Here is a 25,138-nt window from a genome sequence, read left to right on the forward strand (position 1 = left end):
TAGGTTCCCGAATCGCGTGTCATCTCCCACGGCTGGTGCCTGGTGGTTAATAAATACTCCCCGCTGCCGCTGCCGCTGCCGTCGTCGGCTGGCTGGGAGCGTCCGCCATGTCGGCCATGAACGGAAAGGTGGTGGGGCACAGACTTTAAGGTGTCGCATCGTCACAGTGACGATGCGGAAGACAAATGCCCGTGTACGCGAATGTCGAATGCCGAACCCCGCGGAGTGTCCCGGTTGTCGCCTCTTAGCATACCTAATGAAAAATGACACGGGTTTGCCAAAGGCTCGATGACATCGCGTGAGACAACCTGCATCGCCGCAGGTGAGGAGATCGGGAGATGACACGCGATTCGGGAACCTACACGCGGCGGCGGCTGCGGATTCGCTTCGACGGGGCGGGGGAAATAGACAAGTGAATTATGTTGGTATGCAAGGGAATCGCGAATACGCTGTAGTCTACTGGTAATCCTGCATATTCCTTACGGTTCTTGGAGGGTGTTCGTCGCCGCGGCCGTAGGCTTCGAGTCACCCAGGGGCGTCGGGTATGGCTTGCCATATTCTGCCTAGTGATGGCTCGAATCGATTGGCCGCCCGGCGTCCCGCGACGACTCAACCGCTAATTGAGAGGTGCGATCCAATCGCTGTGTAAGGACACGTCGGTGTGGTCGTCTGGTGGGTTCAAAGACCGACAACGAGCACGGAGGTGGTTGTGCCGCAGCAACTATGGGCCGGCGTTGATGCCGGCAAGTCCGAGCACCATTGCGTGGTCCTGGACATGGAGGGCAAGAGGGTGCTGTCGCGGCGGGTAGCCAACGACGAGGCGACGCTGGGGGAGTTGATCGGTGCGGTCACAACGCTGGCCGACGCCGGGGAGCTGACCTGGGCGATCGATCTGGCCGGTGGCGGTGCCGCGTTATTGATCGCCCTGCTAATGGACGCTTCCCAGCGGCTGCTCTACATCCCGGGCCGGAGTGTCTATTACGCGTCGGGCGCCTATCGCGGTGACGCGAAAAGCGACGCTAAAGATGCGGCGATCATTGCTGATCAAGCCCGGATGCGCCGTGACCTCCAACCCCTGCGTGCCGGCGATGAGATCACCGTGGAGCTGCGCATCCTCACCGCTCGGCGTGCTGATCTCGTGGCCGATCGCACCCGGGCCATCAATCGGCTGCGCGCTCAGCTGCTGGAGTACTTCCCGGCGCTGGAGCGGACGTTTGACTATAGCCAGCACAAGGCCGCGCTGATCCTGCTTACCGGCTACCAGACCCCCGAGGCATTACGTCGCGTCGGCGCCGCCCGACTGACCGCCTGGCTGCGGAAACGCAAGGCCCGCAACGCCGAGGCGGTCGCGGCCGCCGCGCTCGAGGCCGCCCACGCCCAGAACACTGTGCTGCCTGGACAAGACTTGGCCGCGGCGATGGTGGCGCGACTGGCCGAGGAGGTGATCACCCTCGACACCGAAATCGCCGACACCGACACGATGATCGAGGAGCGATTTCGCCGCCACCGCCACGCCGAAATCATCCTGAGCATGCCCGGCTTCGGGGTCATCCTCGGCGCCGATTTCCTCGCCGCCACCGGCGGAGACATGGACGCCTTCGACTCCGCCGATCGCCTAGCTGGCATCTGCGGACTCGCACCGGTACCGCGCGACTCCGGGCGCATCAGCGGCAACCTCAAACGACCCCGCCGCTACCACCGCCGGCTGCTGCGGACCTGCTATCTGGCCGCCCAAAGCGCTGCCCGCACCGACCCCGCATCCCGCGCCTACTACGAGCGCAAACGCGCCGAAGGCAAACACCACCGACAAGCAGTCCTTGCTTTAGCCCGACGACGCCTCAACGTCCTCTGGGCCATGCTGCGCGACCACACCCCATACCAAACCTCAACCGCCACAGCGGCTTGACAAACCGATTGAGAATCGATTCCTGCATATTCCTCCAGCAACGGGAGTAGCCGAGACGACCACCGTGCACTGACGCGTCGGCGGCTGAATTGCCCAGGTCGCCGGCCCGGGCCTTCGGGCGTGCGGGTGTCGCCGGTTGCGGTGCACACCGAGTGTCGGTGTTCGGTGGCAGACTTACCTCCGGAGGTAACGCGCGGTGTACGACGAGATGGCTGGAGCTGAGGCTCTCGCTCGCGCCAACCATGAGGCCATTGAGCTGACCCGGGCGCACTGCCGGCATGCTCGCATCGAGATGCCCTATGGCAACAGCCCCGTCGGAGCAGCCATGGGCTGGCCGCTGGCCGTGATGGAAGTGCGCTGTGAACATGCCTCGCCGCCTCGCCGGCAAAGCCACAACGCCATGGAGCTCGCGGTCGCCTTTTACCGGGAATCCTGCGTGGGATGTCCACACCGCGACGGCACCGGCGTCGTGCCCAATTTGACGACAGAAGTCGCGAAGCGCGACGCCGACCTCGAGCAACGCCAACACCACGAGAAGCAGCGAACTGAGCAGCTCGCGGCGCGGCGGGCGGCGCGTCACACACGGCGGCGACTTACCGTGGCCGGCGACGGATACGTGGTCCGCGAATTAGCCGACGTGATCGATCGGCTCGACGCCGACGATCGCGTCGAGGGGTCGTCGGCCATGACCGACGCCAGCCGCCAACTCGTGCAGTCCGCGCGCCGTGCCCCTGAATTGTTCAGCCGGACCCTGGTCGAATCGATGCTGGAGATGGCGGTCGACACCGGCGAACCAGCAGTGTTCGTCGCGCTCGGCGAGTTGGTGCGCGCCGGCCGCTGCGACGCGCGGCAAGCAGTGGCGGCGGCGCTGGCGGTGTTGAGCACCGCTGGGGTGAAAGAGGCTGCAGATCTGCTGGCGGCATTCCCCGAATCTCTGCACGGCGAGGATTTGCCGCCCGTGCTCGACCGGCTCGTGGAACTGGCCGCCGGGCAAGATCTGATCGTGCGGACCGTCCCCGCGGCGCCGCTGGGATTCCTGGCCGCCGCAACTGTTGATCTGCCGCAAGTCTCCGATGACTTAATCGACCGGCTGCATTCCGATGATGACCAGGTCCGCGCCGATGCGGCCGCGGCCGCCGAACAGTTGCTCGACACCGATGCGGCACCACTCACCGTCCTGGGGCCAGCGCTGATCTCGGCGTGCCGCGACGAGGGCATCGGCTGGGCCGGCCAGCCGCACCCGAGCACGCAAGCCGCACGAGCGTTGGCCGCGGGATGGCGCGCCGATCCGACCACCTGCGTGCAAATGATCGAATCCGCGGCCACCGGGTCCGGCGCGGTCGACCGCGTCGGTCTGATGCGCGTGTCGAACGTCGTGTGCCGAGACGACCTGGCCGAGCTGTCGCCCGAGGCCACCGAGGCCGTGGTGCGCTTCTGCCTGGAGCGGCTGCGCGGTGACTGGGGCGACCGCGCCGCGGACATGGCGATCGCCGACCTGACCAGCGCCGCCGACACGATCGCCGAAAAGCTCGAACCCCACGTCCACACATTGCTGGGCATCCTGATCGAGTCAGCCGCACCCCGCCCATCGGGCCTGACGGCGCCCCAAACGCACACCACACACACCGGCACCGACTACGGTGTGGTTGCCCGCCAGCACGGCATCGCGCGCCCGCTGGGTCATCTCGCCCGCCGGGGCGGAGCAGCGATCCTGGAGCCGGTCCTGACGGTGTTCACCGCTGACAGCGGAGATCAGGAGCAGGACACCGCGATTCGGATGGCTCTGCTGACAGCGCTGACCGAAGCCGCGACCGCGGCCGCGCTCCGCGACCTGCTGCCGATCGTCTACGCGGGGCTGTTGTCGCCGGATCCGCGGCTGCGGGCTCAGGCCATCGACTTGTGGGCGCGCTGCGCCGAGGTCGGTCACGACGCGATACCGGCGAACCTGGCGGATCTCGCCGAGGTGTTGCTCGCCGACACATACGTCGTGGTGCACCAGAAATTGTTGCGGCGCATCGCCCATCTCGGCCTGCCGAGCCACCTGATTCCGCACTTGCTGGACCTCACCATGCGTTGGGTGACGCCGAAGATCGACCGCCCCGATCAGCTCGACGATGTGGTGTGGGCGATGCGGTACCTGGCCCAGATGTTCGACGACGATGGCCGCACCGAGCAGTGGCTGGGCGTCGCGCTGGATCTGGTTCCGCGGTTAGACCCACATGACCGCGAGCGCCTGCTGACGGCTCCGTGGCCAGAAACGTTGCGCGACAGCGTGTCATGGAGCACGACAGCGCTGGGCACCTTGGCCCAACCCGAACTCGCCCACAGTGGCTGGCCCCGCCGAGACCCCTTGCTGGTCGAATTGCTGGAGCGCCCAGCATCCGTGGTGGACGTCGCGTTATCGGCCTTTACCGCCGTCAGCGATGTGCACCTGCCCGGGCCGGCGTGGCGGGCGCTGGAACTCGTTGAGCTGCTGCAGGCAGTGGGCCGCCATACCGACTGCGTCAGCCTGGCTCGCCACGTCCACCAACATCTTCCGGCCGGGGCAGAAGGAGCGCCGGACAGACAGCTCGCCGACGTCATCGCAGCGATCGCGCAGCTCGACGACATCATGCACGGCGGCACCATCACCACCGTCGACGCGGTCGCCAGCGAACTGGCCGCCGCCGAGACCGCCGCTGGGGTGATCGCGGCGCAGTCTGACGCTGTGCACCCGTCGGATCGCCCGATCCTGGCCGGGGTGATCGACGTCATCACCGCACGCACCCAGGCCGCCCGAAATCTGTTAGCGCCGTTGAGTGCTGACCCCGCCACGATCGCGCAATCGCTGCAGGAGGCCGCCGATCGGCTTGAGGCCGCCGCCGGTCGTCGTCACGCCCCCGCGTTGCAGCGGCGCCGGGTCGTTCAGGCGTGGCGGATCGCGGCGACGCTGGCTCGGTGGGACGCCGCGGTGCGCGCCGCCAACCCTGGGGCCGATGTGCTCTGGCAGTCAGCGCAGCGACAAACGCAGGTGTTGGCGGCCAAGCTTGAGGAGTTTCCCCAGATCCCGGTCCCGGCGGGACTGGCTAACTTCTGTCGGACGGTCAGCGAGATACGCTCGGCGGCCGACGTGTCCGCCGCGCAGCTGCAGCTGGCGGGGGTGAGCGTGCCGGTGCGGATGGTGAACCTGGACCTGCGCGGCGCCCACCGTGTGGTCGATGACAGCGGAAGCGCCGACGAATCCCCGGTGGCAGTGTGCGTGGCGTCTTACCTGTCGTCGCCGATCGTCGACGTCTTCGTCGCCCAGCCGCACGAGGCTTACCCGATCGAAATGGTTGTGCGCCTTGCCTGTTGGCCGCCATGGCCCAGCGCTGCTACATCGAACCGGTCACCACGTTGAGCCGTGAGGCGTTGACCATTCCCCGCTACGAGTTCACGCTCGACGATGTCGTGTCCGACGACGGCGGGATTGTGCTCACCGGCGTCAACCACATGACGTGCCATGTGCAGCAACCGATTCACGGGCCGACCATCGACTGCCCGATCACTGTCCGCTTCGTCGCCGACGGCCGGCAGGAAACCATGGACGTTGCCGGCTACCGCCGTCTGCGGCTACGACCGTTCGACCCCGCGCGTGACCGCCTCACCGAACACCCCCAGACCGACCAGCGTCTGCTCAAAATGTATGACGCATTGGTGAGTCCTGCGTTCGACACCGCAGACGTGCGCGCATTCTGCCGGTTGTTCGGCGCAAGCGTCACCGCAGCCCAATCGATCATGTTCGACAAGGTCTTTCGCCGGGGCACCCGCGTCACCGAAGGCCAGTTCCACGACGAACTCGAACAACGCCTCCGCAACGACCCGACCCTCGGCGGGCGGCTCACCCGACGCGACCGCGTCGCGGGCGGCTTCGATGACCTGCTGCACGACTCGGTGATCGCAGAACTGAAAGTGGAGCGCAACAAGGCGATTACAATTCCCGACTGCGCGAAATTCCTGGGCCAGCCGGTTCAGTACAGCATCGGTTGCGGTAGCCAACTATCCATCCTGGTGGTCCTCGACCACTCAAAAAAACAAGCCCCGCCCGGAGTCATCGAAAACTACGTGGGATGGCTGCAACCGGCCCTGCATGGCCGTACCGATCCCCGATATCCGTCGATGGTCGGCGTGCTGATCATCAACACCAATCTGCCCGTACCCAGCACGTGGTCCCGATCAGGCAACGCCGTGGCCACCGTGCCGGTCACCGGAGGTGGGTATCAGCCAAGTTGATTCAACGGATGAAACATCGCCATTTGATCTAAGCTAGTCCGAAGTTAAGGGTGCCGGGTCGGCCGGATTCATGAATTGACCTGCGGTTTTGCGGGTTTGGTGGGTGGGTGGTTCTGGCTACGCGGCGATGATCAGGGGGATGGTGACCCCGATGAGCTCGAAGGCGCGGCGTTGGTCGGGGCTGGGTGCGGCGAGCATGGGGATCGGGGTTGGAGTGTAGGTGAAGGTGACTTCGTTGCGGGTGAGGGTGGCCAGGTGGCTGAGCAGGCCGCGGAAGCTGCGCAGCGCGGTGCCGTCGGGTGCCTGGTGGCGGGAGGCCTTGGCCTGGGCCTGGGGTGAGCGTTGGGCGGGGGTGACGGGGTTGTCCCGCGGTGGGGGATTCTCATCGGTGAAGGTCAGCGGCGCCCAGGCCTTGCGCAGGTGCCAGGTCAGATAGCAGGCCAGCAGGCAGATCAGCACGTGGGCCTTGACCCGCTCGGTGAGGCGGTGATGGATGGGCCGCAGGTCCAGGTCATCGGTTTTGATGCTGCGGAAGTCGCGTTCCAGATAGGCCAGGCTCTTATACCCTGTGACCACGGCGGCGGCATCCAGGTGGGCCGCGGGCACGCTGGTGCGCAGCACGTAGATGCCATCGAGGGCCGCTTCGGCGGCGATACCGGCGTGGTCGCGCTCATAGCTGAAGCTGGTGTCGGTGATATGCCGGTGAAAGTGCTTGCCCACCTTGTATTTGTTGATCACCTTCCCGACGGCTTCCCCGATCTTGCCGGCCCCGGTCAGGGTGCCGCGCTCGACCCGTTGGGCGATGGCCGCCAGGGCGGCCTCGGTGGCGGCCAGCAGCTCGGTGCGTTTGCGGGCGCGTTCGGCGGCCAGGGCGGGGTTGCGGCAGGCGATCAGCCGTTCGGCGGGGTAGTCGGGGTGGGTGATCTCGGCCAGGTCCTGAGCATCGAACAGGCTCATCTGCAGCGGCCCGTCGTCGGCGGCCAATTTGGCGATGGCGGGGGCGCGCAGCGCGGTGATCCACCCGAAACCGGTTCCGGCGTCGTTGAGTTCACGTAGGGCCTCGATGCGTGCGGAGGTGATCATGCCGCGATCCCCGACCAGCACCAGCTGCTCCAGCCTGAAGCTGGTGCGGATCACCTGCACGATGTCGGTGAACGCGTCCGGGTCGGCGGTGTTGCCGGGGAATACCCGCACCGCCACCGGGCGCCCGGCCGGGTCGGTGAGGATGCCGTATTCGATCTGCGGCAGCCCTTTTTTGCGATCGCGGGAATACCCGCGGGCGGCCAGCTCACAGTGTCGGCCGGTCACCCACGAGCTGGTCAGGTCAAACAACGCCATCCGGCCCGGATTCACCTCCGGGCCCAGGTGTTTGGCGGCGAGCTTGGTTTCGATCGACTCCTGCCGATCAACGAGCCAGTCCATCGCGGCATAGATCTCATCGGTGGACGCGCCGGCCACCTCCAGATCCACACCCAGGGTGGAATCGGCCCACCACGCCAGCGTGGACAGCTTCGAGGTGGGCCGGATCACCCGCGAGATGATCAACGCCAGCGCCAGGTCCCGTGACCGGCAGGCCGGCCCCAGCAGGGCAGGCAGGCCCAGCGTGCGGGCCATCGCGGCCACCGCGGCCACATGCCCGTGCGGCAGCGAGCGACCGATGGTGCATGCCGCCTCGGCGGGCACCAAGGTCTGGCCCTTCAGGCTGGCCTCGATCGCGCTGATCGCCTCGGCGGGCAGTTTGGATAGGTTGGCCAGCGTCTCGTGGCGCACCTTCGCCCCGTCTCGATAGGTGCGACGCACCAGCACCGACTCGTAGCGGCGCACGTTGCCCGCCTTGTCCACATACGTACTGGGAGTCCGGGCTACATGCATCCGCACTGGCTTCGCCATATCTGAATACTACAAAAGAAACTCACATCAGTGAGATATCGACACGCCAAATTCGATGGCTACATCGTAGCCGATAATCATCCACCGATCCCAGCTCAACGCACAATTCCGCCTATCTCACCCGCAGTAACTTCGGGCTAGACCGGGACTAGCTCGACGCCGGAGAGGACCACGGCGTTATCGCGCGAAGGCGCGATAACGCTGGCTAAAAAGCGGTTGTAGCGGCCGTCGTCCTTCCACACGTCCACCTTGAGCGTCTCGCCGGGAAAGGCGACCCCGGCGAAGCGTGCGCCATAGGCGGCCACCGCCCCGGCGTCGCCGTCCAGCAGCGCGTCGACGATCGCCTTGCACGTCATCCCGTACGTGCACAGGCCATGCAGAATGGGCCTGGGAAAGCCTGCGGCTGCGGCGAATTCGGGATCAGAATGCAGCGGGTTGCGGTCGCCGCAGAGCCGGTATAGCAGCGCCTGCTGCGGCAGAATCGGCACCTCGAGCTCCAGATCGGGTGCCCGGTCCGGCGCACCGTCCGACGTTGACGGCCCGCGCGAACCGCCGAACCCGCCTTCGCCGCGGGCGAAGATGGACCGCCTCTGCGTCCACAGCGGGGTGCCGTCCGGTGTGTTCACCGTCGTCTCGCTCCAGATCACCGCGGCCTTGCCCTTGTCCCAGATGTCGGTGAACCGGGTGACGGCCCGGGCGGAGCCCGATGGTGGCAGCGGCCCGGGCACCTCGACGCGCTCGCTGGCGTGCAGCACCTTACTCAGCTCGATGTCGATGCCGGGAAACCGCACCGTCGGCGGCTTGGTCATATGGAAGGTGGCGGCAACGTTGCCGAACGTCGGCAGCACCTGCGGTGTGTCGTCTACCAGGTAGCGCAGCTCGCGCGGGTCCATCGGATCCGCACCCGCGCCCAGCCCCAAGTGGTAGAGCTGGATATCGCTGCTGGTCCAAGAGAATTCGATCGGGTCCAGCTCCGCGGCAAGCGCGACTTTTACATCGATTGGCATCTCAGCGTTCTCCCGCGATGTGCAGCGCGGCCAGGTAGCCGAAGGTCATCGCCGGCCCAATGGTGCCGCCCGGGCCGGGGTAGGTGTGTCCCATCACCGGGGCGCTGGCATTGCCTGCGGCGTAAAGGCCTTCGATGATGCTGCCGTCATCGCGCAGCGCGCGGCCGTGCACATCGGTGCGGATGCCGCCCTTGGTGCCCAGGTCCCCGGGCACCATCTTGGCGGCGTAGTAGGGCGGGTGACTGATCTCGCCGAGGTTCGCGTTCGGCTTGTTGGTCGGGTCACCGTAGTAGCGGTCGTAGGCGCTCTCCCCGCGGTGGTAGTCCTCGTCGATGCCCGACCTCGCGAAGCCGTTGAAACGTTGCACGGTGGCCACGAACTCATCGACCGGAAGACAGGCCGCCTCGGCCAACTGCTCAAGAGTGTCGGCCTGGACGATCACGCCGGAATCCAGCCATTTGCGCGGAATACGTTGTCCGGGCTGCAGTCCCGCGAAGATGTAGCGGTCGCGGTACTGCTGGTCGAATACCAGCCACGCGGGAATATTCTCGCCCGGCCCCGGCCCCTGGCCGTATTCCCCGCCGTACATGTGGTGACAGGCTTCGACGTAGGGCATCGATTCGTTCATGAACCGCTTGCCCGACATGTTGACGATGATCGAGCCCGGCGAGTTGCGCTCGGACAATGCGAACCACGGCGCACCCACCAGCGGCACCGTTGGGCCCCACCAGGCGTCGTCCATCAAATCCAATGCGGCGCCGAGCTTTTCGCCAGCAACGATGCCGTCGCCGGTATTGGCCTTGGCGCCGACAGTCCACTCGGTGGTGATCGGGGCGCGTTGGTATTTGACCCGCATCTGTTCGTTGTGCTCGAAACCGCCCGAGGCGAGGATCACTCCGCGCCGGGCCCGGATCAGGCGTGGGTCAGCCGATTCCGCGCCAGAGGTGTCGCGAACGTAGACCCCGCGCACCACGCCGTCCTCGACGTACAGGTCGGTAAGCGCGGTGTTGAGCACCACCGGAACGCCCGCCCGCTGCAACCCGATCCGCAACGGCCCGATCAGCGCCCGTCCCATGCCGACCAGGTTCTTGCCGGTCGCCTTCGCCCACATCGTGCGTCCGCCGACCTTCAGGCTGCGCAGCACACCCCGCGGGTGTCGCTTCAGCTGATTGAGGCGCACGTAATCCTGTTGCATGACAACCACATTGAGTGGAACCTTGCCGTATGGCGGCTCCAGCCCTGCCTGGTCGGCACCGAGCTTGCGGGCGTTGAACGGCTTGGGTTCGATCGAGCGGCCGCCCGCACGGCCGCCCGGCGCCTCCGGGTAGTAGTCGGAGTAGCGCGGCACCCAGCACATCTTCAACGGCGTGTGCTTGAGCACGAACGACAGCATCTCGGGCCCGCGGTCGAGGTAGGCGTCGATGCGCTCCGGCTCGACTATGTCGCCGATGATCCCGTGCAGGTAGGTGCGGGCCGCCTCAGCAGTGTCCCGGACGCCGTCGCGCTTGAGCACCTCGTTGTTCGGAATCCAGACGCCGCCACCCGACCGCGCGGTGGAGCCGCCGAAGTGCGGGGCTTTTTCAATGACTACTGTCGAGAGACCTCGGTGCGCGGCGACCAGGGCAGCCACCATGCCGGCTCCGCCGCTCCCGACCACGACGACGTCGTACTCCTGCGCTGTCATGTAGAACACGTTATAGAATTGCCCGGGTTGGGCGCTACCGGCCCGGTCACACGTACCAGTTTAGGGTGAGGGGACTTCCGGGAAATGCTCAGTGTTGCGATCCGCGACGAGCTGGCCGCCGACTTGGCGCAAGCCGAGCGAAGCCGCGAGCCGATCGCTCCGCTGACCGCTGCCTACCCGGACATCGACGTCGTCGACGCCTACGAGATCCAGCTAATCAACATCCGTCAGCGGGTGGCCGAAGGGGCCCGGGTGCTGGGCCACAAGGTGGGGCTGTCCAGCAAGGCGATGCAGCAGATGATGGGCGTCGACGAGCCGGACTACGGGCATCTGCTCGACGAGATGCAGGTGTTCGAAGACACCCCGGCCAAGGCGAGCCGCTACCTGTATCCGCGGGTCGAGGTCGAAGTGGGTTTCATCCTGGCCGACGACCTGCCGGGAGCCGGCTGCACCGAGGACGACGTGCTGGCGGCCACCGAGGCCCTGGTCCCTTCGATCGAGTTGATCGACACCAGGATCACCGACTGGAAGATCGCGTTGTGCGACACCATCGCCGATAACGCCTCTTCGGCGGGCTTCGTGCTGGGCAAGGCCCGAGTGTCCCCGGCCGACATTGACGTCAAGACGATCGACGCGGTGCTGACCCGCAACGGTGAGGTCGTCGCGGAGGGCCGCAGCGATGCGGTACTGGGTAATCCGGTCACCGCGGTGGCGTGGTTGGCTCGCAAGGTGGAGAGTTTCGGGGTGCGACTCCGAAAAGGCGACGTGGTGCTCCCTGGATCGTGCACGCGAGCGATAGACGTCCGCGCCGGTGATCAGTTCGTCGCCGACTTCACGGGGCTGGGTTCTGTTCGGTTGTCGTTCGAATAGTCCCCGGATTACTTTTGAACTAGTCCAATAAGAGCTTCGAAAGAGGAACGCCATGCCGTCTAAGGCAAGTGTGGCCATCGTCGGGTCGGGAAACATCAGCACCGACCTGCTCTACAAGCTTCTGCGATCGGACTGGCTGGAACCCCGCTGGATGGTGGGGATCGACCCGGAAAGCGAAGGCCTGGCGCGGGCCCGCAAGCTGGGTCTGGAGACCACCCACGAAGGGGTCGACTGGCTGCTGGCGCAGCCCGAGAAACCCGACCTGGTGTTCGAGGCGACCAGCGCCTACGTGCACAAGGATGCGGCGCCAAAGTACGCGGCTGCGGGGATCCGCGCCATCGACCTGACGCCGGCGGCGGTAGGCCCGGCGGTGATCCCGCCGGCGAACCTGCGTGAGCACCTGGATGCGCCCAACGTCAACATGATCACCTGCGGGGGGCAAGCGACCATCCCCATCGTGTACGCGGTGGAGCGTGCGGTCGCAGACAAGGGTGGAGTGCCTTACGCCGAGATCGTGGCGTCGGTGGCGTCGGTGTCGGCCGGCCCGGGCACCAGGGCCAACATCGACGAGTTCACCAAGACCACCTCGCGCGGCGTTCAGACCATCGGCGGGGCCGCGCGCGGTAAGGCGATCATCATCTTGAACCCGGCCGACCCGCCAATGATCATGCGCGACACGATCTTCTGCGCCATCCCCGAAGACGCCGACCGCGATGCGATCGCGAAGTCCATCCACGAGGTGGTGGCCGAGGTGCAGACTTATGTGCCGGGATACCGGCTGCTGAACGAGCCGCAGTTCGACGAGCCGTCGATAAACTCCGGCGGTCGGGCCGTGGTGACCACGTTCGTCGAGGTCGAGGGTGCCGGGGACTACCTGCCGCCGTACGCAGGCAACCTCGACATCATGACCGCGGCGGCGACCAAGGTCGGCGAGGAAATCGCCAAGGAATCCCTGTCCGCGACGGCGGGAGGAGCGCAGGCATGAGCACGGACATCTTCTTCAACCCGATCTGGGACGTCCGGATGACCGACACGTCTCTTCGGGACGGGTCCCACCACAAGCGTCACCAGTTCACCAAGGACGAGGTCGGCTCCATCGTGGCCGCCCTGGACGCCGCGGGTGTGCCGGTCATCGAGGTGACGCACGGCGACGGGCTGGGCGGCTCAAGCTTCAACTACGGGTTCTCCAAGACGCCCGAGCAGGAGCTGATCAAACTCGCAGCCGAGACGGCAAAAGAGGCCAAGATCGCGTTTCTAATGCTGCCCGGGGTGGGCACCAAAGAAGACATCAAAGAAGCGCAGGACAATGGCGGCTCGATTTGCCGGATCGCGACGCATTGCACCGAGGCCGACGTATCGATTCAGCACTTTGGGCTGGCCCGCGAGCTGGGCTTGGAGACCGTCGGGTTTTTGATGATGGCCCACACCATTCCGCCGGAGAAACTGGCCGCCCAGGCCCGCATCATGGCCGACGCCGGTTGCCAGTGCGTCTACGTCGTCGACTCCGCCGGCGCCCTGGTGCTCGACGGTGTGGCCGACCGCGTTTCGGCACTGGTGGCCGAACTCGGCGAGGACGCCCAAGTCGGCTTCCACGGGCACGAAAACCTGGGACTCGGGGTGGCCAATTCGGTGGAGGCCGTCCGTGCGGGCGCCAAGCAGATCGACGGCTCCTGCCGCCGGTTCGGTGCCGGCGCGGGCAACGCCCCCGTCGAAGCGCTGATCGGGGTGTTCGACAAGATCGGCGTCAAGACCGGCATCGACTTCTTCGACATCGCCGATGCGGCCGAGGACGTGGTGCGGCCGGCCATGCCCGCCGAATGCGTGCTCGACCGCAATGCCCTGATCATGGGGTACTCCGGGGTCTACTCCAGCTTCCTCAAGCACGCCGTTCGCCAGTCTGAACGCTACGGTGTGCCGGCCCACCAGCTGTTGCACCGGGCCGGTCAGCGCAAGCTCATCGGCGGCCAGGAAGACCAACTCATCGACATCGCCCTGGAAATCAAACGCGAGCAGGACAGCGGCACGGTCGTCACGCATTAACGACACCGTTGATTGTTCGACGGTGACGTTGGCCGTCTATTCGTCCTGAATTTGGTGAAAAGCGCGTCATCCGCCGCGTCTTGTCTTACCTTTTGGTGGTCCACGGTCGTCGGCCGCTGAGAAAGCTGGTTAAGAAGGGACGGGTGTGATGAGTTTTATGGTGTTGCCCCCGGAAATCAATTCCCTGTTGATGTTTTCTGGTGCGGGGTCGGGCCCGTTGTTGGAGGCTTGTGACTTAGCACTCAAATCCTTTGAGTTTGGCTGAAAACAGTGATTGTCCCGACGAGCTAGGCTTACGTTCGTAGTGATCGTGTGCAGTCGCCATGAGGGGTCCGATGAGTTTCTTCACGTTGCCACCGGAGATCAATTCACTGCTGATGTACTCGGGTGCTGGTTCGGCTCCGATGCTGGAGGCCGCGGCGGCCTGGAATGGGCTGTCGGCGGAGCTGGGGTCCGCGGCGCAGTCGTTCTCGTCGGTGGTTTCGGGGTTGGCGAATCAGGCGTGGCAGGGTGCGGCGTCTCAGGCGATGGCGACGGCGGCTGCTCCGTATGCCGGCTGGCTGAGTGCGGCGGCGTCTCAGGCGTCCGGAGCGGCGGCGCAGGCCGAAGCGGTGGCCAGCGCGTTTGAGTCCGCGCTGGCGGCCACGGTGCATCCGTTGTTGGTGGACGCTAACCGCAACAACTTGGTGCAGTTGGTGATGTCCAACCTGTTTGGGCAAAACTGGCCGGCGATTGCGGACACGGAGTTCAACTACGCCGAGATGTGGGCCCAGGACGTGAGCGCCATGGTGGGTTATCACGGTGGGGCGTCGGCGGCGGCCACGCAATTGACGTCGGGACAGGCTGGTTTGCCACCTATTCCGAGCCTGCCCGGCGCTGGGGGCGTCGGCGGCACCACCGGCTCCGGCACCACCGGTAGCGGCAACGCCGGCAGTGGAACGGCGGCTAGCAACTCGGGCGGCGGCGACCAAGGCGGCGCGGCCGTGGGCGGCGGCGCCATTGGCGGCGCCGGCGCCGGCGCCGCAAACACCCTCCTCGCTGCCCCGACGAGCAGCGGAACCGTCGCTGCCGGAAACCTGGACGGCACCGCCGTCGGCAACGTCGACACGGGCGTTTCCAACGCTGGGAATGTCGGTAGCGCCGACGTCGGCGGGGGAAACATCGGCGGCGCAACCGCCGCAACCCCGGGCTTCGGGGGGACGGCCGGCATGGCCGCGATGATGACAGCAGCGGCAATGGGGTCGTCGTCATCGGCAACTTCGGCTACGACAACTCCGGCGGCCGGACTCCTGCAAACTCCAAATGCCGCAACGGAAACGGCAACGCCGCCTTCGCCAGAAGCGGCGGAGACATCGGCGGCAGAAGCCGAGGAAACGGCCCCGGTGGCGGCAACACCTCTCGTCGCAACGCCGGCCGCTGCGGTACCGGCGGCGGAAATCTCGGAAGCGAAGGTCGCGTCGGCCGAAACTCGGGGTCCAGGGGAGAGGCTGGCTTTGGAAACACCGCTGGCGGAACCTCCGGTGCCGGAGACGTCGGGTCCGAAAACTGCGGCCAAGTAAATTTTGCGCGATTAGGCCCGATCAACCCGTGCTGCGCGCGGGGTTCCGCAATGTCCCGTGGCGGGTAGCCTCGATTGCATGACCGTGATTTCCAGCCCTCTTCGGCGCGGACTGTACGGCGTGCTCGCCGGTGGGCTGCTGTACACCACCGCGGCGCTGGTCATTGCACTGCCGGCGGCCAACGCCGATCCCCAGCAACAATGCAATACCACCGTGGGCGAAACGGCGTCCCAAACCCTCCAGTCCTACCTGGACAGGCATCCCGACGTTAAGCAGGAGTTGACCGCCAAATCCCAGGCGGAGGGTGGTGGCAACAGCGTGATCGACTACCTCAACCGGCATCCCGACGTGCGGCAGCATCTGATCGACCTGGCGAACAAGTGCACGTCGTAGCGAGCGGGTGTCGTCGCTGAACGCCGCGGACGACACGCGCGAATGTTCGCCATTGACTCAAAATGAGAACACGTTCTAGCGTCTAGGCGTGTCCTCTCATCCCATCTCTGGTCCACTCACCGACGCGATCGCCGAGGCCGAGCGACTGGTGGCCGCCGCACCGCACATCGAGACCGAAGCCGACCTCCTCGAAGGACTGCAGTACCTGGCCGGCTGTATCGCGGGCTGCATCCATCTGGCCTTCGACTACGAGCGCGACCATCCGTTCCTGCAGTCGGGCACCGGGCCGTTCACCAAAATGGGCCTGGACAACCCCGACACCCTCTACTTCGGCACCCGGGTGCAGGCCGATCACGATTACGTCGTGGCCGGCAGGCGTGGCACCACCACCGACCTGAGCTTCCAGCTGCTCGGCGGTGAGTACACCGACGACAACGTGCCCGCCAGCCAGGCCGCGTTCGACGACCGCGAACTCGAGATCGCCGCGGACGGCAGCTTCGAGTGGCGGGTACGACCGACCAGCCCCGGGCAATTGGTGATTCGCGAGGTGTACGGCGACTGGTCGGCGCAGCGCGGCAAGCTGACGATTTCCAGGCTGGACACCGCTGGCACCGCACCGCCGCCGCTGACCCGCCAGACCATCGAAAAGCGTTATGCCACAGCGGGTAAGCAACTCGTGAACCGGGTGAAGACCTGGCTGCAGTTTCCGCAGTGGTTCTATCTCAACATCCCGGTCAACACCATGGTCGCGCCCCGGCTGACTCCCGGCGGCCTGGCGACCCAGTACTCGTCGGCGGGGCACTTCGATTTGCGGCCCGATCAGGCGCTGGTGATCACCATCCCGGTTTCCGACGCTCCCTACCTCGGCTTCCAGCTGGGCAGCTTGTGGTACATCTCGCTGGACTACATCAACCACCAGACCTCGCTGAACAACACTCAGGCACAACCGGATCCGGATGGCAAGGTCCGGATCGTGGTGGCGGATCAGAATCCGGGAGTGACGAACTGGGTGGAAACGCTCGGCCACCGGCGTGGCTTTTTGCAGTTCCGCTGGCAGCGGGTATCCCGCAAGCTCTCCGAAGCCGACGGGCCCACCGTCGAGCTGGTCGACTTCGACGCGATACCCGCCGCGCTGCCGTATTTCGAGCACAATAAAATTTCCGATGACCAGTGGCGCGCGCGAATCGCGCTGCGTCAAGAGCAAATTGCGGCCAGGATGCTGGGGTGACGATGACAGGAACGCTCAAGCGGAAGGTAGTCGTCATCAGTGGCGTCGGGCCGGGGCTCGGCACCACGCTGGCCCACCGATGCGCGCGCGACGGTGCCGAACTGGTGCTGGCGGCCCGCACTCTCGAACGACTGGACGCCGTCGCCAAGGAGATCAATGACACCGGGCATAAGGCCCTGGCGGTGCGCACCGACATCACCGACGACGATGAGGTTGCTTACCTCGTCGAGACCACCATGGCGACCTACGGCAAGGTCGACGTGCTCATCAACAACGCGTTCCGGGTGCCGTCGATGAAACCGTTGGCCGGCACCAGTTTTCAACACATCCGCGATGCGATCGAACTCAGCGCACTCGGGGCGTTGCGCCTCATCCAGGCTTTCGCCCCGGCACTTCAGGAGTCGGCTGGATCGATCGTCAACGTCAACTCCATGGTGCTGCGGCACTCGCAGGCCAAATACGGCGCCTACAAGATGGCCAAGTCCGCGTTGCTGGCGATGTCACAGTCGCTGGCGACCGAACTCGGCGAGAAGGGCATTCGCGTCAATTCCGTTGCACCCGGCTATATCTGGGGCGACACGTTGAAGGGATACTTCGAGCATCAGGCCGGTAAATACGGCACCACGATGGAGCAGATCTACCAGGCCACCGCGGCGAACTCCGACCTCAAGCGGCTGCCCACCGAGGACGAGGTGGCCTCGGCGATCCTTTTCCTGGCCAGTGACATGTCCAGCGGCATCACCGGACAAACCCTGGACGTCAACTGCGGGGAGTACCACACCTGATGTCCGACCGCACCGATATCGGCACCGTCGACGAACTGCGCGCATCGGCCACCAAGCTGGTCGGGCTCGACGACTTCGGCACCGACGACGACAACTACCTCGAAGCGCTGCAGGTGCTGCTGGACTCGTACCGGCGTGAAGCCGGCCTTACGGTGTTGGGCAGCAAGATGAACCGGTTTTTCCTGCGCGGTGCGCTGGTGGCCAGGCTGCTGTCCGAATCCGCGTGGAAGCAATACCCGCAGCACGCCGACGTTGCCATCGAACGGCCGATCTTCGTCACCGGGTTGGTGCGCACCGGTACCACGGCGCTGCACCGGCTGCTTGGCGCCGACCCGGCGCACCAGGGTCTGCACCTGTGGCTGGCCGAGTTCCCGCAGCCCCGTCCGCCCCGCGAAACCTGGGAATCCAACCCGTTTTATCGCCAACTTGACGAGCAGTTCACCCGGGCCCACAAAGAAAATCCGGACTACACCGGCCTGCATTTCATGGCCGCATACGAGCTGGAAGAGTGCTGGCAATTGCTGCGGCAGTCGTTGCATTCGGTGTCCTACGAGACACTGGCGCACATTCCCAGCTACGCGAAGTGGCTGTCGCACCAGGACTGGACGCCGTCATACCAGCGACACCGCAAGAACCTTCAGCTGATCGGGCTGAACGACGCCGACAAGCGCTGGGTGTTGAAGAACCCCAGTCACCTCTTCGCGCTGGACGCTCTGATGGCGACCTATCCCGACGCCCTGGTGGTGCAGACCCACCGACCGGTCGAGACGATCATGGCCTCGATGTGCTCCCTGGCGCACCACACCGCCGAGGGATGGTCGACGACCTTCGTCGGCGCCCAGATCGGTGCTGACGCAATCGAAACCTGGTCACGCGGCCTGGAGCGATTCGACACCGCGCGCGCCAAGTATGACCCGGCCCAGTTCTATGACGTCGAGTACAAGAATCTGATCGCCGATCCGATCGGCACGGCGGCCGACATCTACCGGCACTTCGGTCTGACGCTGACCGACGAGGCTCGAAGGGCCATGGCCGATATCCACGCCGAGAGCCAGACCGGGGCGCGGGCCCCTAAGCACACGTACTCGCTGGCCGACTACGGGCTCACCGTCGAAGCCGTCAAGGAGCGGTTTGCGGGACTCTGATCAGCCGTCGTCCAGCCGGTCCAGGTAGCCCTCCGCGGCCGCGTGCTCGATGCTATCGCTGAGCTTCGGGCATGCGCGCGTGCGTGCGGTATCCCCGCCGGACTGACGGATTTCGGCGAAATACGGACAGCCTTGTGAAGCCTCGGTGCTCCACTGCACCGCGGTGTGACCCGGCCCGAGCCTCCTGACGGTGACGGAGACGTGGCAGAACCGGCAATCCACCGGCAGCAGCCCCGACGTCAGGTAGCGCTCACGATCGGCGCGGGTGGCCTCGGCGACCGCAGCGGCGCGTTGCGGGTCGTTGGCGAAATCTCTTGATTTAGACCAGGAGTCGCCGTTCCCGCCGGCCTGGACCGGTCGCTCCTCGTGATCGTGGTAATCGCCGCGCAGCAACAGCATCGACCGGGCCAGCCGATCGACGTCGGGTACCGCCGGCTGATCCCCTGGCGGGTTCGCGCGCATGGCAGTTAGTGTTGCTCGACAGGTACGTCGCCAGAAACCGATTCGGCCACACCGGATTCCTTGACCTTCAAGTTCTGCTCGACCTCGGCGTTCCAGTACTCGTTGGCCTTCGCGGTGTCCACCTCGACCTCGAAGCGCTCGACCATCTCCGGCTTGATGTCGGCGACGTCGACGTAGAACTGGTCATACCAGCGACGCATCTGGTAGACGGCGCCGTCTTCCTCGACCAGCAATGGGTTCTCGATCCTGGTCTTGTGCTTCCAGATCTCGACATCCTGCAGGAAGCCCTTGCTGACACCTTCGGTGAACGTCGTGGCCAGCTTGTCGACCATCTTTTCGTCGATGCCCTTGGGCTTTTCGACGATGACACCCCACTGCAAGACGAACGAACTCTGGGTCGCCGGGTAGTGGCAGTTGATCAGAATCGACTCGGCCTTGTAGCCGCCGTAGCTGTTGTGCAGCCAGTTGATCATGAACGACGGCCCGAAGTAGGACGCCTCCGAATCCAGGTGCGCCTCGCCGTAGGAGGTCCCCAGGTCGTTGACGTCCGGCCGGCCCACGTTGTGCAGGTACTGCGAGGCGATGTGGCCCTCGAAGACGTTCTTGAAGTACGTCGGTAGCCCGTAATGGATGTAGTAGAAGTGCGCCATGTCCGTGACGTTGTCGATGATGTCGCGGCAGTTGGACCCCTCGATGAGGATGCGGTTCCACCGCCAGTCGGTCCACTCGTCGCTGGCGGCCTCGGGAATGTCCGGGATCCGGACAGCGGGGTCCGGGGGATTGCCTTCGTGGTCATGCCAGACGAACAGCAGGCCGCCGCGCACATCGGTGGCCCACGACCGGGTGCGCGCCGTTTTGGGCGTGCGCTTGGCATACGGCACCAATTTGCAGCGGCCGTCGCCGCCCCAGCGCCAGTCGTGGAACGGGCAGGCCACCTCGTCGCCCTTGATGGTGCCCTGGCTCAGGTCGCCGCCCATGTGCCGGCAGTAGCCGTCGAGCACTTTGATGTCGCCCTGAGAGTCGGCGAATACCACCAGCTTGGTGCCGAACGCCTCGATCGGGTGTGGTTGCCCGTCCAGGTAGTCCTTCGCGACGCCCAGGCAGTGCCAGCCCCTGGCGTACCTGGTCGGCAAGGTGCCGGAATCGATTTCCCGGATGCCGACCGCATTGGTGTCGGTATTCACCTGTCACCTCCAACTCACTAGCTCTCTAACTAGAACACGTTACAGTTTTGCGGTGGGCTGGCGCAATGACGCAGAGTCTGGCCACGGCATATGCGTGCTGGGGTATATCTAGACGATGCCGCTGTTTGCTTTCGAGGGAAGGTCGCCACAGATTGATCCCACCGCGTTTGTGGCCCCGACCGCGACCCTGATCGGCGACGTCACCGTCGAGGCGGGGGCGTCGGTCTGGTTCAACGCCGTGCTGCGCGGCGACTATGGGCCGATCGTGGTGCGGGAGGGCGCCAATGTGCAGGACGGATCGGTATTGCACGCGCCTTCCGGTATTCCGGTGGACATCGGTCCCGGCGCGACGGTGGCGCATATGTGCGTCATCCACGGTGTTCACGTCGGGTCCGAGGCGCTGATCGCCAACCACGCCACCGTTTTGGATGGCGCGGTGATCGGGGCGCGCAGCTTGATTGCTGCGCATTCGCTGGTGGTGGCCGGCACCCAGATTCCGGCGGGGGTGCTGGCAGTGGGAGCGCCGGCGCAGGTGAAGGGCCCGATCGCCGGAACGGGCGCGGAGATGTGGGTCAATCTCAACCCGCAGGCCTACCGCGACCTGGCGCAGCGGCATCTGGCCGGACTGGAGCCGATTTAGGGCTTCGCGAACGTGAAGCCAGCTTCACGTCCGAGCGGTCCGATCTACACCTTCCGCGTGCTCGCGGCCGCGCGGTCCATCTCCCAATACGCGCGCAGGGCGACCAGCTTGCCCTCGTCGTTGGCTTTATAGGTGAACACGCCTTCCGCGATGGTCTGATACTCGCCCGTCGTAATCAGGATGTGCCCGACGTTGGCTTCCTCGTTGCCGCATTGGTAGGTGTCGCGAAAGAAGAACTCGATCTTGGTGGTGTTGGCGATGGCCAGGTCCCAGAAGGCCGAGATCGCGTCGCGGCCGCGGTGCCCTTTGCCTTCGGGGTCGAAGGCCGACGGCCCGATGGGGTCCTCGACGATGGCGTCGTCCGCGAACACCGCCAGCCACGCTTCTTTGTCCCTGGCCTGCACCGCCTCCCGCGAACGGCGGCCGGCCTCATGGGCGGGGTGCTTTGTCTTGGCCGCGATGTCGGTCATGCGTCTACCTTTTCGGGCTTGTCGGCGCCGACCACCCACATCGAGAAGTACTGCGAGCCACCGCCGTAGGCATGCCCCAAGGCCTTTCGCGCACCGGGAACCTGATGATCCCCGCCCTTGCCCATCACCTGGATCGCCGACTCGGCGAAACGGATCAGGCCCGACGCGCCGATCGGGTTCGACGACAACACACCGCCGGACGGGTTGACCGGCAGCCGTCCGCCGATGGCCGTCTCGCCCGCCTCGGTGAGCTTCCAGCCTTCGCCCACGGGGGCAAACCCGAGATTTTCCAGCCACATCGGCTCGAACCATGAGAACGGCACGTAGATCTCGGCGACGTCGATCTCGTCGATGGGGCTCTCGATGCCGGCCGCTTTCCACAGCGCGGCGGCCGCGTCACGCCCCGCCTGCGGGCTGACCTGATCGCGCCCGGAGTACTGTAACGGCTCGGTGCGCAGCGCGGTGGCGTGGATCCAGGCCACCGGATGTCCTTGCGCCAGGCGAGCTTCGGCGCTCTCCTCGTTGCCGATCACTACGGCGGCGGCACCGTCGGAGGACGGGCAGGTCTCGTCGTAGCGGATCGGGTCCCACAACATCGGTGACTCCATCACCTTCTCGACGGTGATGTCGGGTTGGTGTAGATGCGCCAACGGGTTGCGGGCCCCGTTGAGCCGGTCCTTGACGGCCACTATGGCGCCGATGTTCAGCGGTGCGCCCGAGCGGCGGATGTACGACCGAACGTGCGGGGCGAAATACCCGCCCGCGCCCGCGCCCACCGGCTTGATGAACGGGATCGGAATCGACAATGCCCACATGGCATTCGACTCCGACTGCTTCTCCCAGGCCATCGCCAGTACGCGGCGGTACTTGCCCGACTGCACCAGGCTGGCCGCGACCACCGCGGTGGACCCGCCGACCGAACCCGCGGTGTGCACCCGGATCAGCGGTTTGCCGGTGGCGCCCATGGCGTCGGACATGAACAGCTCCGGCATCATGACGCCCTCGAAGAAGTCGGGCGCCTTGCCGACCACGACCGCGTCGATGTCGTCGAAGGTGGACCCGGAATCTTCCAGCGCGCGGTCGATGGCCTCGCGCACCAGGCCGTTCATCGAAACGTCCTTGCGTTTCGCGACATATTTGGTCTGCCCGGTACCGAGTACGGCGGCCAGGTGTGCGCCCGCTCCGGCCATCAGTTCTTCCCTTCCATGACCGCGACCAGATTCTGTTGCAGCGCGGGCCCGCTCGTGGCGTGCGCCAGTACGCGCTCCGCCGAACCGTTCCAGATATGTTGTGCCGCAAAGCCGATGCGCTCGAGCCCGGCGACGAACATTGGGTTGGCCGACAGCGCGCCGCCCGACGGGTTGACTTTGGTCTTCTCCGGTATCCCGATGGCTTCGGCCAGGATCAGGTGCTGGTGGGTGAAGGGCGCGTGCAGCTCGGCAACGTCAACGGAGGTGTTGCCACCGGTGGCCACCTTGGCTGAAACCGCCGTCGACGCCGACACGGTGAGGTCGCGCACGCCCAGCGCGGGAGAATCGATGCGGTGCTCGATTCCCGTTATCCACGCAGGGTTTGCGCGCAACTCACGGGCGCGGCCGTCGGCCGCGAGCACGATCGCTGCCGCACCGTCGGTGATCGGCGCGATGTCGTGACGCCTAAGCGGATCGTTGAAGAACGGCCGGGCCAGCAGCTCGTCGATGCTGTTGGCCGGCTTCTCGGAGTCGTTGCGCCCGGACTGTGCGAACGAGTCGAGGGCGACCTGGGCCATCTGCTCGTGCGTCCACTTGCCGGAGTCCAGGCCGATGCGGGCCTGCAGCCCTGCCATCGACACGGAGTCCGGCCAGAGCGGCGCGACGGTGTAGGGGTCGGTCTGCCGGGACAGGATCTGGCGCAGGATTCCGGCCGAGGACTTGCCGAACCCGTAGACCAGCGCGGTCTCGACCTCGCCTGTGAGGATCTTGATGTAGGCCTCGTAAAGGGCCCAGGCGGCGTCCATTTCGACGTGTGACTCGTTGATCGGCGGAACGGCGCCGATCGAGTCGATCGCCGAGATGAACGAAAACGCCCGTCCGGCAAGGTAATCGGATGATCCCGAACACCAGAATCCGATGTCGGCCTTGGTGATCCCGAGCTCCTCGTAGAGCTGGGCGAAGCACGGCATCAACATCTCGACGCCGTTGGTGGTGCCGTCGGTGCGGCGAACATGCGGGGCGTGGGCAAAGCCGACGACCGCAACGTTGCGAGCGCTCATGTGCAGGTAAGCCCTTTACAGGTGGTGCTTGTAGGAGTCGTAGTCGGCGTCGGGTTCCCCGGTGGGGCGGAAGTACTCGATGTTGTCGATGCCAAATCCCCACTCCTCGCGGGGTTTCCACACCGCTTCGACCCGCATGCCCATCCGCACATCGTGGGCGTCGATGTCGGCGACCAGATGCAGGAACGGGATGTCGGCACCGTCGAGCAGCACGTAGGCCGCCACGTAGGGTGGCTTGATGCGCTGGCCCTGGAACGGGATGTTGATGATCGCGTACGTCGTGACCGTGCCCTTGTCGGGTAGCTCGACGAACTCGTTGGTCGGCTTCCCGGTGGCCGGGTCGGCGCCGTGCGGCGGGAAATACACTTTTCCTGTTTCGCCCGTCCTCGCGCCCAGCAGCTTGCCCTCCGCGATGGCGCGCAGGTAGGCGCTCTCCTCGTGCGAGGCGCTGTGCTGAATCGTCAGCGAGACCGGCGTAACGATCATGGTGACCGGGTCCTGGTCCGATGAGGCCTCTGGCGCTGTGTCCGTTTCAGCATCCTCGCCGAGCGCGAAATAGGCGATGTCGGTGATGGCGCCGGCGGTCTCGTCGGCCCAGTGCACATGCACCCGGGTGCCGGTGCGGATCGCCTCGGGTTTGCCCGCGTCCACCGCGTGGATCAGCGGGGTGTCGGCGCCATCGAGCTTGATCAGCGCCCAGGCGAACGGGCGTTCCAGCGGCTGGCCTTCCAGCGGCTCGGCCTGCCAGGTCCAGGACACTACGGTGCCGACACTGGACACCGGTACCATCTCGCCCAGCGCCTCGTAGGTAACCGGGTCATATTCCGCCGGCGGCACATGCACCCGACCATCCGATCCGCGTACTCCCAGGACGCGGCGCTCACGCAGCGCGGTGAAGAACTTGCCTAGCGTGGGGCCGACCGAACGGGTGTAGTCGAAGGACAACGTCAGCGGCGCGGAAAGTGGTGGCTCAGGGTGATCGATCAGGGTTGGGCTGCTCGAACTGGCTGTCACGCCTTCGAGTAGAACAGGTTCTAAGAACGGATTCAAATATTTGTCGGGATCGGGTCGGCCGGAGAGGCGAACACTATGAAGCTGGGGTTGCAGCTGGGGTATTGGGGCGCTCAGCCGCCGGAGAACCACGGGGAACTCGTCGCCGCGGCAGAGGCCGCCAGATTCGACGCTGTATTCACCGCCGAGGCGTGGGGGTCCGACGCCTACACGCCGCTGGCCTGGTATGGCTCGTCGACTCAGCGGGTGCGACTGGGCACGTCGGTGGTCCAGCTTTCCGCCCGCACCCCCACCGCGTGCGCGATGGCCGCGCTGACGCTCGACCACCTCAGCGGAGGCCGGCACATTCTCGGGCTCGGGGT

23 protein-coding genes are annotated in these 25,138 nt (G+C 65.7%); 14 read left to right on the forward strand and 9 right to left on the reverse strand.

The features are described 5' to 3' along the window. The first annotated feature begins 709 nt into the window (after positions 1-709). The 3 genes from ACLP4W_RS18710 to ACLP4W_RS18720 all read left to right on the forward strand — a co-directional run bounded on the left by ACLP4W_RS18710 (position 710) and on the right by ACLP4W_RS18720 (position 6,157). Positions 710-1,906, forward strand: a complete 1,197-nt coding sequence (locus ACLP4W_RS18710) for an IS110 family transposase (RefSeq protein WP_442388451.1) — start codon at positions 710-712, stop codon at positions 1,904-1,906. Positions 1,907-2,114: 208 nt separating this feature from the next. After that, positions 2,115-5,285, forward strand: coding sequence for a hypothetical protein (locus tag ACLP4W_RS18715; protein WP_442388453.1), 3,171 nt, complete (start codon positions 2,115-2,117; stop codon positions 5,283-5,285). After that, the gene (locus ACLP4W_RS18720) at positions 5,246-6,157 is read left to right on the forward strand and encodes a hypothetical protein (protein WP_442388455.1); all 912 of its coding nucleotides are present in this window, start codon (positions 5,246-5,248) and stop codon (positions 6,155-6,157) included. Before ACLP4W_RS18715 ends, ACLP4W_RS18720 begins: the two co-directional genes overlap by 40 nt. 117 nt (positions 6,158-6,274) lie before the next feature. Here the strand turns inward: ACLP4W_RS18720 and ACLP4W_RS18725 are convergent, their stop codons facing one another. The 3 genes from ACLP4W_RS18725 to kstD form a co-directional block, all read right to left on the reverse strand. Then, complete coding sequence (locus tag ACLP4W_RS18725; protein ID WP_442388457.1) at positions 6,275-8,047, reverse strand: IS1634 family transposase; 1,773 nt, start codon at positions 8,045-8,047, stop codon at positions 6,275-6,277. A 137-nt stretch (positions 8,048-8,184) separates the two neighbouring features. Continuing rightward, positions 8,185-9,054, reverse strand: coding sequence for a MaoC/PaaZ C-terminal domain-containing protein (locus tag ACLP4W_RS18730; protein WP_442388459.1), 870 nt, complete (start codon positions 9,052-9,054; stop codon positions 8,185-8,187). 1 nt (position 9,055) lies between these two features. Then, positions 9,056-10,738 carry a 3-oxosteroid 1-dehydrogenase gene (gene kstD, locus ACLP4W_RS18735; RefSeq protein ID WP_442388461.1) on the reverse strand — a complete coding sequence of 561 codons (1,683 nt, stop codon included), beginning with the start codon at positions 10,736-10,738 and terminating at the stop codon, positions 9,056-9,058. 84 nt (positions 10,739-10,822) lie between these two features. Between kstD and ACLP4W_RS18740 the strand changes: the two genes are divergently transcribed. The 9 genes from ACLP4W_RS18740 to ACLP4W_RS18780 all read left to right on the forward strand — a co-directional run bounded on the left by ACLP4W_RS18740 (position 10,823) and on the right by ACLP4W_RS18780 (position 18,758). Beyond that, complete coding sequence (locus tag ACLP4W_RS18740) at positions 10,823-11,608, forward strand: 2-keto-4-pentenoate hydratase (protein WP_442388463.1); 786 nt, start codon at positions 10,823-10,825, stop codon at positions 11,606-11,608. A 52-nt stretch (positions 11,609-11,660) separates the two neighbouring features. Further along, on the forward strand, positions 11,661-12,593 hold the full coding sequence (locus tag ACLP4W_RS18745; protein ID WP_442388465.1) for an acetaldehyde dehydrogenase (acetylating): 933 nt from the start codon (positions 11,661-11,663) through the stop codon (positions 12,591-12,593). Next, positions 12,590-13,648 (forward strand): 4-hydroxy-2-oxovalerate aldolase, encoded by a 1,059-nt coding sequence (gene dmpG, locus ACLP4W_RS18750; protein WP_442388467.1) that lies wholly within the window; start codon positions 12,590-12,592, stop codon positions 13,646-13,648. The genes ACLP4W_RS18745 and dmpG overlap by 4 nt, the downstream gene beginning before the upstream one ends. A 157-nt stretch (positions 13,649-13,805) precedes the next feature. Further along, on the forward strand, positions 13,806-13,913 hold the full coding sequence (locus ACLP4W_RS18755) for a PPE domain-containing protein (RefSeq protein WP_442388488.1): 108 nt from the start codon (positions 13,806-13,808) through the stop codon (positions 13,911-13,913). Between the two features lie 70 nt (positions 13,914-13,983). Beyond that, positions 13,984-15,207 (forward strand): PPE family protein, encoded by a 1,224-nt coding sequence (locus tag ACLP4W_RS18760; RefSeq protein ID WP_442388469.1) that lies wholly within the window; start codon positions 13,984-13,986, stop codon positions 15,205-15,207. A 78-nt stretch (positions 15,208-15,285) separates the two neighbouring features. Beyond that, entirely contained in the window at positions 15,286-15,600 is a 315-nt protein-coding gene (locus tag ACLP4W_RS18765; RefSeq protein ID WP_442388471.1) for a hypothetical protein, read from the forward strand. 103 nt (positions 15,601-15,703) lie between these two features. Then, positions 15,704-16,828, forward strand: a complete 1,125-nt coding sequence (locus ACLP4W_RS18770) for a hypothetical protein (protein ID WP_442388490.1) — start codon at positions 15,704-15,706, stop codon at positions 16,826-16,828. Between the two features lie 2 nt (positions 16,829-16,830). After that, on the forward strand, positions 16,831-17,613 hold the full coding sequence (locus ACLP4W_RS18775; protein WP_442388492.1) for an SDR family oxidoreductase: 783 nt from the start codon (positions 16,831-16,833) through the stop codon (positions 17,611-17,613). Next, entirely contained in the window at positions 17,613-18,758 is a 1,146-nt protein-coding gene (locus tag ACLP4W_RS18780; protein ID WP_442388473.1) for a sulfotransferase family protein, read from the forward strand. Before ACLP4W_RS18775 ends, ACLP4W_RS18780 begins: the two co-directional genes overlap by 1 nt. On the opposite strand, the gene ACLP4W_RS18785 is transcribed toward ACLP4W_RS18780, so the two are convergent. Beyond that, complete coding sequence (locus tag ACLP4W_RS18785; protein ID WP_442388475.1) at positions 18,759-19,220, reverse strand: hypothetical protein; 462 nt, start codon at positions 19,218-19,220, stop codon at positions 18,759-18,761. Positions 19,221-19,225: 5 nt separating this feature from the next. Continuing rightward, the gene (locus tag ACLP4W_RS18790) at positions 19,226-20,404 is read right to left on the reverse strand and encodes a Rieske 2Fe-2S domain-containing protein (protein ID WP_442388477.1); all 1,179 of its coding nucleotides are present in this window, start codon (positions 20,402-20,404) and stop codon (positions 19,226-19,228) included. 115 nt (positions 20,405-20,519) lie between these two features. On the opposite strand from ACLP4W_RS18790, the gene ACLP4W_RS18795 reads away from it, so the two are divergent. After that, complete coding sequence (locus ACLP4W_RS18795; RefSeq protein WP_442388479.1) at positions 20,520-21,044, forward strand: gamma carbonic anhydrase family protein; 525 nt, start codon at positions 20,520-20,522, stop codon at positions 21,042-21,044. A 44-nt stretch (positions 21,045-21,088) separates the two neighbouring features. Here ACLP4W_RS18795 and ACLP4W_RS18800 read toward each other — a convergent pair whose 3' ends face one another. The 4 genes from ACLP4W_RS18800 to ACLP4W_RS18815 are packed head-to-tail and all read right to left on the reverse strand — an operon-like array spanning position 21,089 to position 24,779. Next, a complete protein-coding gene (locus tag ACLP4W_RS18800) occupies positions 21,089-21,514 on the reverse strand; it encodes a nuclear transport factor 2 family protein (RefSeq protein WP_442388480.1) in 426 nt (141 codons plus the stop codon). Further along, positions 21,511-22,704 (reverse strand): thiolase domain-containing protein, encoded by a 1,194-nt coding sequence (locus tag ACLP4W_RS18805; protein ID WP_442388482.1) that lies wholly within the window; start codon positions 22,702-22,704, stop codon positions 21,511-21,513. The genes ACLP4W_RS18800 and ACLP4W_RS18805 overlap by 4 nt, the downstream gene beginning before the upstream one ends. After that, on the reverse strand, positions 22,704-23,765 hold the full coding sequence (locus ACLP4W_RS18810; RefSeq protein WP_442388483.1) for a thiolase domain-containing protein: 1,062 nt from the start codon (positions 23,763-23,765) through the stop codon (positions 22,704-22,706). Before ACLP4W_RS18810 ends, ACLP4W_RS18805 begins: the two co-directional genes overlap by 1 nt. Before the next feature lie 15 nt (positions 23,766-23,780). Next, positions 23,781-24,779 (reverse strand): Zn-ribbon domain-containing OB-fold protein, encoded by a 999-nt coding sequence (locus ACLP4W_RS18815; protein ID WP_442388484.1) that lies wholly within the window; start codon positions 24,777-24,779, stop codon positions 23,781-23,783. A gap of 75 nt (positions 24,780-24,854) precedes the next feature. Here ACLP4W_RS18815 and ACLP4W_RS18820 point away from each other — a divergent pair. Continuing rightward, on the forward strand, positions 24,855-25,138 hold a 284-nt coding region (locus ACLP4W_RS18820), incomplete at its 3' end, for an LLM class flavin-dependent oxidoreductase (protein ID WP_442388486.1).

Source organism: Mycobacterium sp. (genome assembly GCF_052145595.1).
Taxonomy (GTDB): Bacteria; Actinomycetota; Actinomycetes; order Mycobacteriales; family Mycobacteriaceae; genus Mycobacterium.